The organism is Spirillospora sp. NPDC049652, assembly GCF_040675125.1.
In the GTDB taxonomy this organism is placed as follows: domain Bacteria; phylum Actinomycetota; class Actinomycetes; order Streptosporangiales; family Streptosporangiaceae; genus Spirillospora.
Genome location: NZ_JBFAOF010000338.1, coordinates 1 through 7036 on the forward strand (window position 1 = coordinate 1; position 7036 = coordinate 7036).

At 74.8% G+C, this 7036-nt stretch carries 6 protein-coding genes; 1 reads left to right on the top strand and 5 read right to left on the bottom strand.

Annotation, left to right across the window (positions count from 1 at the left end):
* Window positions 1-867, bottom strand: an 867-nt coding sequence (locus AB0J52_RS21335) for a serine/threonine-protein kinase (protein ID WP_500183454.1), incomplete at its 3' end; no start/stop codon positions are given.
* A 149-nt stretch (window positions 868-1016) separates the two neighbouring features.
* The gene (locus AB0J52_RS21340) at window positions 1017-1199 is read right to left on the bottom strand and encodes a hypothetical protein (protein ID WP_500183456.1); all 183 of its coding nucleotides are present in this window, start codon (window positions 1197-1199) and stop codon (window positions 1017-1019) included.
* A 254-nt stretch (window positions 1200-1453) separates the two neighbouring features.
* Between AB0J52_RS21340 and AB0J52_RS21345 the strand changes: the two genes are divergently transcribed.
* On the top strand, window positions 1454-2638 hold the full coding sequence (locus AB0J52_RS21345) for a hypothetical protein (protein ID WP_500183458.1): 1185 nt from the start codon (window positions 1454-1456) through the stop codon (window positions 2636-2638).
* A 6-nt stretch (window positions 2639-2644) separates the two neighbouring features.
* Here the strand turns inward: AB0J52_RS21345 and AB0J52_RS21350 are convergent, their stop codons facing one another.
* From AB0J52_RS21350 to AB0J52_RS21360, 3 genes are all read right to left on the bottom strand, one after another.
* Window positions 2645-3535 carry a hypothetical protein gene (locus tag AB0J52_RS21350; RefSeq protein WP_500183460.1) on the bottom strand — a complete coding sequence of 297 codons (891 nt, stop codon included), beginning with the start codon at window positions 3533-3535 and terminating at the stop codon, window positions 2645-2647.
* A 2-nt stretch (window positions 3536-3537) separates the two neighbouring features.
* Window positions 3538-5226 carry a serine/threonine-protein kinase gene (locus AB0J52_RS21355; protein WP_500183462.1) on the bottom strand — a complete coding sequence of 563 codons (1689 nt, stop codon included), beginning with the start codon at window positions 5224-5226 and terminating at the stop codon, window positions 3538-3540.
* Between the two features lie 79 nt (window positions 5227-5305).
* The coding region (locus AB0J52_RS21360; protein WP_500183464.1) for an AAA family ATPase at window positions 5306-7036 on the bottom strand (1731 nt) is incomplete at its 5' end.

Sequence of the window (7036 nt, forward strand, 5' to 3'; positions counted from 1 at the left end):
CTGGTCGCCGGGGACGGACCACGCCGGGGTGGGCGGCGCGGGGACGGGTGAGGTGCCCGCCGCGGCTCCGACCAGTCGTTCCTGCGCCTCGCGGGCGCTGGGCCGGCGGGCCGGGTCCTTGTCCAGGCAGGCGAGCACGATCGAGCGGAGGGGGTCGGGCAGGTCGCCGAGGTCGGGCTCACCGGTCAGGATCCGGTGCATGACACCGGCCATCTCGTCGTTGCCGAAGGCCGGGCGCCCGGTGGCGGCGAAGGCCATCGTCGTGCCCCAGGCGAACATGTCGGCGGCGGGGCCGACCGCGCCGCCGGTGAAGTGCTCCGGCGCCATGTACGCGGGGGTGCCGACGTTCTGCGTCTCACCCGCCGCGCCGAGGGCGCGCGCGACGCCGAAGTCGATCACCCGCGGGCCGTCCGGCCCCATCATGACGTTGTGCGGCTTGAAGTCGCGGTGCACGATCCCGGCCTGGTGGATCGCCTGCAGCGCGGTCAGCGTGTTGACCGCGAGCCGCTCCAGGGCGCCGGCGGTGCGCGGGCCGTCCTCCTGGACGAGCCGCTGCAGCGACATCCCCGGCACGTACTCGCTGACGATGTACGGGCGGTCGCCCGCGACCTCCGCGTCGAGCACCTGCGCGGTGCAGAAGCGGGCGACGCGCTTGGCGACCTCCAGCTCGCGGACGAACCGGCCGCGCGCCGTGGCGTCGCCGGTCAGCCCGGTGTGCAGCAGCTTGATCGCGACGAACTGGGTGCGGTCGGCCTTGCCGCGGCCCAGGAACACCGAGCCCTGCCCGCCCTCGCCGAGCCGTCCGAGCAGGTCGTAGGCGCCGAGCTCACCCGGATCGCCGGGCCGCAGCGGATGGGCGTCAGGCATCGTCCTGTCCGTCACTCGGCTTCTCCCCCGTCGCAGACGTTCCCGCGGTCGTTTCGTCGGTGTGGCCCGAAGATCCTAGTTTGTCCCACACAAGGGCGTGGCCCCCGCGCGAAATCTCGCGCGGGGGCCACGGTCGGACCTGCGGTTTCTCAAACGTTCTCGGGCGTCCTGCGACGCGCGGGCCGGTGCGCCACCCGCCCGTCCGACGCGCCGGGCGGCGCCTCGGGGGCGTGGTGGCGTTCCAGCCGCGCCGCTACCGCGAGCGCCCGGAGTGAGCGGGTCCGCACGGTCTTGTTCTCGTCGTGGCGAGGCATCGGAATGCTGCTCTGCACGGTGATCTCCTTCATCTCGAAGAGGGGTCACCCGCCGTGCGGGATCTTGTACGCGATAGTTGCAACCGCAAGATCCTTCCCGGTATTCCTGCCGAGCGGCCGCTTCGTCAAAAAACTTTCGCACTGCTAATCACCCGCTCTGACCAGCCCGCCCGCCAGGCCACCGGTCAGGCCGGCGGCCGGGGACGTCGATCGGGCGAACGCTTTCGGGCGCAGGGCCGTCCAACCCGGGAGGCCGGACGAAAGGGACCCTCGTGGAGCCGAACCCGGAACCCCTGCACCTCGCCGACCCCCGGCTGATGGGCGGCCACACCCTGCTCGGCCGCCTCGGCTCGCACGGCGCCGGCACCGTCTTCCTCGGCGAGGACCACCGCCGGGAGAAGGCCGTGATCGGCGTCCTGTACCCGACGGCGGCCGCGGACCCCGGCGTGCGGGCCCGCCTGGCGGCCGCCGTCGGCGAACTCGCCGAGAACCGGGAGATCGCGGGCTCCTCGACGACCGTCCCGCCGATCTGGGTGGCCGTCCCGTCCGGGGGCGGCGCGGTGGAGGACGTCCTGCGGCTGCTGGACGCGGCCGCGCTGTCCGCCCAGGGACCGGCGCCCGCCAACGTGCCCGCCTTCGCCCCGCACTGGTCGGCCGAGCCGCACCCCACCCTGCCTCCGGGCCCCACCGCGCCGCCGGCCTCCACCCTGCCGCCGGTCCACGCCCTGCCGCCCAGCCGGTTGCGCCCCGTTCCGGTGTTCGTCCCGCTGCTGGCTCTCGCCGTTTTCATCTGCCTCGTGATCGCGGCGGTGGTCGTCGTGCTCTCCTCGGACGGATCCGGGAGGACCCGGACGGCCTACTCGCCCCCTCCCGTCCCTCCGCCCGCTTCGCCTCCGCAGAGCGGCGACCCGAGTCCGTCCCCGACGTCCTCGGAGGGCCCCAAGCTCCCCACCGACGACAAGGCCCACGTCGCGGGACCGACCTTCGGCAGCGGCGACAAGCCGTACCTCATGAAGCTGAACGGCTTCCCGTTCGACTTCAACGTGCCGGAGGGGTGGGGCTGCATGCGCAGCGACAAGCCCGGGTTCACCAACCGCTGGATCTGCGTCCACGAGGGCAAGGGCTTCCCGCCGACCGGCGGCACCAGCGCGGGCGGGCTGGTGGCCCTCCAGTCCTGCCCGTCCGGCTGCGGGCCCGACCAGCGCGAGACCGTCCGCAACGCGATGGCCGTCGACCACAAGGACTGGCGTGCCACCGACCCCACCACCCAGTACGCCGAGGAGACCGGTACCAACAACCGCGACGAGCACGTCGTCCGCGTGGCCATGAGCCACGTCTTCGCGTCCCGCCAGGGCGGCCCCGTCGACACGGCCGTGGCCGTCCAGCTCACCGGCCCCACCGACGAGAAGGCCGACATGCAGAAAACGATCAACGAGATCCGCCGCCACACCCCCTGAGCGCGGTCAGCGGCGGCAGCCCGCGCACCGGTTGAGCGCGGTGAGCACCTCGCGGGCGACGGCCCGCACCTCCGCGCGGAGCGTCGGGGCGGGCACGGGGTAGACCGAGGTCTCGGCGGGCTTGCCGGCCGCGATGTCCTCACCCCGGTAGGTGATCACAACCAGCAGGTTGCGGTAGGCGGCGGTCAGCTCGACCGCGCCGGTGTCCGTCGGGAGCGGAGGTCCCTGGACGAACCGGTACTCCGAGGTGAACGCCGCGACACCCAGGCCGGGCACCGTCCGGAACGGCCCGTACACCCGGCGCCCCTCCCCGGTGGGGGTGTTGTCGCCGTAGTCGGCCGAGTGCTTCCGGGCATCACTCATCAGGTCGGCGAACAGGCTCCGGGTGCGCGCGGTCCCCTGGTCGCCCCCGCCCTTCGGGGCGTCCAGTTCGAAGCGCACCTCCAGGTGGCGGGCCTGCCGGACGACGTCCGTCCCCCCGCCGCTCTGCTCCCAGGTGCAGTCCCGCTGCGCCGAGGAGCCCGTCAGCCCGGCGCCGCCGTCGGAGTGCGCGGCTTGCGGGACGAGCCGCTCGACGGTCTTCCGCGTGACCAGCGAGCACGGCTCGGCGATCCGGGTCAGCGGCTTCGAGGGCGGAGGAGGGAGCGCGGTCACCACCGGGGACCGGGTGCGGTGGGCGGGCGGACCGTCCCCGGAAGCCGACGGCGAAGCCGGGAGCCCGAACGCCAGGACCACGCCGCCGGCCGCCACCACGCCGGCCGTCGCGCAGGCGGCGACCGGCAGCGCCCAGGAGGCCCTTCGGCGCCCCATGGTGTCGGCACGAGTGGTGTCGGCACGGGTGGTGGCCGGGCGGGCGGTGGCGGCGCTGGTCGCGTCGGCTCTCGTCCGGTCGCGCATGCTCACCCCTTGCAGTCGGCGCAGCCCTGGAGGTTCGCCAGGACGTCCCGGAGGGCCTGCTCGGCGCGCTGCCGGGAGATCCGCTCCCGCGCCACGAGGTCGAACCCGGCCGAGAGCCTGTTGGACGTCGGATAGTCGAAGGCGTAGACCACCTTGACCTCCGCGTTGCCGGTGCGGACGAAGGCGGCCGCCGAGGCCGTCCGGAAGCGCTGCCCTCCGTCGGCGGTGAGACCGCGCGCGCCGCCGGTGAAGGCCTCGTCGCCGAGTCCGGGGAGCACGCGGACCTCGCCGAACCGCATCCCCTCCTGGACGGTTCCGGACTTCTTCAGGAGGCCGGCCTTGAAGGCGGCGGCGTCGCGGGCCGCCTCGGTCGGCCCGTCGCGGCCCGGCCCGGTGCGGCGCAGCTTGATGGACAGGATGACCTGCTTGACGCCGACCGTGTCCGGGTCCTGCGGGTCGTACTTCTGCGAGGAGAGCGTGCAGCCCGTCTGGGCGCCGTCGGTGGCGAGGTCGTCCGGGTGGGAGTTGGAGCGGGGCTCGACCAGCGCCTCCGGGACGATCCGGTCGCGCAGGGCGGGGGAGACCAGGTCGCAGGGGCGGGCGATGCGGACGAACTCCCGCTTCGCGGGCGACGCCCCCGTCGCGGCGGGACGTGCTGGAGGGTGCTTCCCGGACGAGTCCGAGGCCAGGGCGAGGGCGGCGGCCGTCCCGCCTCCGGCGACGAGCGCGGTCGTGGCGGCGGCGACCGCAGTGACCAGCCAGGTCCGGCGGCGTTCCGGTGGTCGGGCTCGCGTGGGCGCCGGCCGCGGCGGCGCCCATTCCCGGTTGATGATCGTGGTCGCCGCGGCCTGCGGGGCGTCGGTGCCGACGAGCGCGCGCAGCAGGTCGTGGGACGTGGGCCGGGCCGCCGGGTCGGGACACAGCGCCGCCCGGACGTGCGGGAGCAGTTCCGCGGGGACGCCGGTCAGGTCGAATTCGCCCTGCTGGGCGCGGGCGGCGAGGGTCGCGAGGTTGCCGGCGCCGTAGGGGTGGCGGCCGGTGGCGGCGAAGGCGACGAGGCTGCCCCAGGCGAAGACGTCCACGGCGGGGGAGACGCGGCCGTCGAAGACCTGCTCGGGGGCGCACCATCCGGGGCTGCCGACGAAGCCGCCGGTGCGGGTGTGGCGGTCGTCGGCGTCCAGGGCCCGGGCGATGCCGAAGTCGATGACGCGCGGGCCGTCGGCGGCGAGCATGACGTTGCGCGGCTTGAGGTCGCGGTGGACGAGCCGGACGGCGTGGATCGCGGTCAGCGCGGTGGCGACACCGACCGCGAGACCGCGCAGGGTGCCTCCCGCGAGCGGGCCGTGCTCGTCCAGGTGATCGGCCAGGGACGGGCCCTCGATGTACTCGGTGACCAGGTAGGGGATGCCGCCGGAGACGCCGTGGCCGAGGACGCGGGCGGTGCAGAAGGGGGCGACCCGGCGGGCGTTGGCGACCTCGGTCTCGAAGCGGGCCCGGAATCCGGGGACGGCCGCCAGCTCCGGCCGGACGATCTTGACCGCGACGCGCTGGCCGGAGTCGGACAGCCCGAGGAACACCGCGCCCATGCCGCCCTCGCCGAGCCGTCCGAGCAGCCGGTACCCGCCGACCGCGGACGGATCGTCCGAGGTCAGCGGCTCCGCGCCGGTCCAGGGGGTCTGCTCGGTCCGCATCCGCCGCCTCCCGTGGCCTCCAGAAGATCGGCGAAGACCTTACCGGGTCGGGATGCGGCGGTCAGGAGGTCCGTGGGAGTCAGAGGTAGAGGCCGGGGGCGGTGGCGGTCTGGGGGAGGGTGGTGGGGAGGTCCTCGGGGCGCAGGACGGCGGGGTCGGTCGTCATGGTGGTGGTGAGGCGGACGGACTGGGTGGCGACGGCGGCGTCGAGGAGGTTGCGGATGAAGCGGCCGTTGCCGAAGGAGGGGCCGCGCGGGATGGTCCGCAGGAGCGAGCGGAGGGTCTCGCGGACGCCGTCCGCCAAAGTGAGGCCGTCGGCGGCGGCGAGCACCTCGAAGATCTGGACGAGCTCGGCGTCGGTGTAGTCGGGGAACCGCAGCCGCTTGGGGAAGCGGGACTCCAGGCCGGGGTTGGCGGCGAGGAAGGCGGTCATCTCGCGTTCGTAGCCGGCGGCGATGACCAGCAGGTCGCCGCGGTACTCCTCCATGAGCTTGACCAGGGTGGCGACCGCCTCGGCGCCGTAGGCGTCCGAGCCGAGGGCGTAGGCCTCGTCGATGAACAGGACGCCGCCGAGGGCCTGCTCGACGGCGGCCTTGACGCGCGGCGCGGTCTGGCCGAGGTAGCCGCCGACCAGGTCGCCGCGGCCGACCTCGACGAGGTGGCCGGACGACAGCAGGCCGAGGTCGGCGTGGACGGCGGCGACCAGGCGGGCGACGGTGGTCTTGGCGGTGCCGGGGCCGCCGGAGAAGACCATGTGCCGGGTGGGGTGGGCGGCGGGCCGGCCGGCGGCGCGGCGGAGTTCGGCGCTGCGGGCCTCGGCGGCCAGGCGGTGCACCTCGGTCTTGACGTCGCGCAGCCCGACCAGGGCGTCGAGGGCGGCGAGCGGGTCGGCGGCGACGACCGCGCGGGACGCGCCGGTGAGCGAGTCGGGGATGTCGGCGGGCAGTAGCTCGGCGAGGCGCTCGGCGGACGGCCGCTTCAGCGCCGTGACGCGCCGGGCCTGGAGGGCCTGGGCGCGCTCGCACAGGTTGCGCATCAGGCGGGCGTTGCCGAAGGCACGGCCGCGGGGGGCGCGGCGGAGCAGGTCGGAGACCTTCGCGGCCGCCTCGGGGGTCAGCGTCAGCCCGGACGCGGCGGCCATCCGGGAGAAGATCTCGACGAGCTCGGCGTCGGTGAAGTCGGGGAACCGGACGGTCACCGGGAACCGGGAGGACAGGCCCGGGTCGGACGCGACGAACCGCTGCATCTCGCGTTCGTAGCCCGCGGCGATGACGACCAGGTCGTCGCGGTGGTCCTCCATCATCTTGACCAGCTCGGCGACGGCCTCGGGGCCGTAGTCCTCCGACAGGTCCGACTGGGCGAGCGAGTACGCCTCGTCGATGAACAGGACGCCGCCGACCGCCCGCCGGACGACCTCGCGGGTCTTCACGGCCGTCTCGCCGAGGTACTGGCCGACCAGCTGGGCGCGGGAGACCTCGACCAGGTGCCCGGAGGACAGGACGCCGAGGTCCTTGTAGAGCCGGGCGAGCAGCCGCGCGACCTCGGTCTTGCCGGTGCCGGGGTTGCCGGTGAACAGCATGTGCCGGGACGGCGCGCCGGCGGGCAGCCCGGCGTCGCGGCGCAGCCGGGCCGCGTTCGCCCCGGCGACCATCAGCTCGATCTCCTGCTTCACCGGCGCGAGGCCGACCAGCGCCGCCAGCTCGACGTGCGGGTCGGAGGCGGTGCCGGCGGCGTCGAACCGGGCCGGGACGTCGGCGCGCTTGACCACCAGCTCCTCGCCGGGCGCGGTGCGGGCGCGGACGTCGGCGAC

Excerpts from the sequence above, each read along its gene's own strand:
- AB0J52_RS21350 (WP_500183460.1), bottom strand. The coding sequence starts at position 3,535 with ATGCGCGACCGGACGAGAGCCGACGCGACCAGCGCCGCCACCGCCCGC.
- AB0J52_RS21355 (WP_500183462.1), bottom strand. The coding sequence starts at position 5,226 with ATGCGGACCGAGCAGACCCCCTGGACCGGCGCGGAGCCGCTGACCTCG.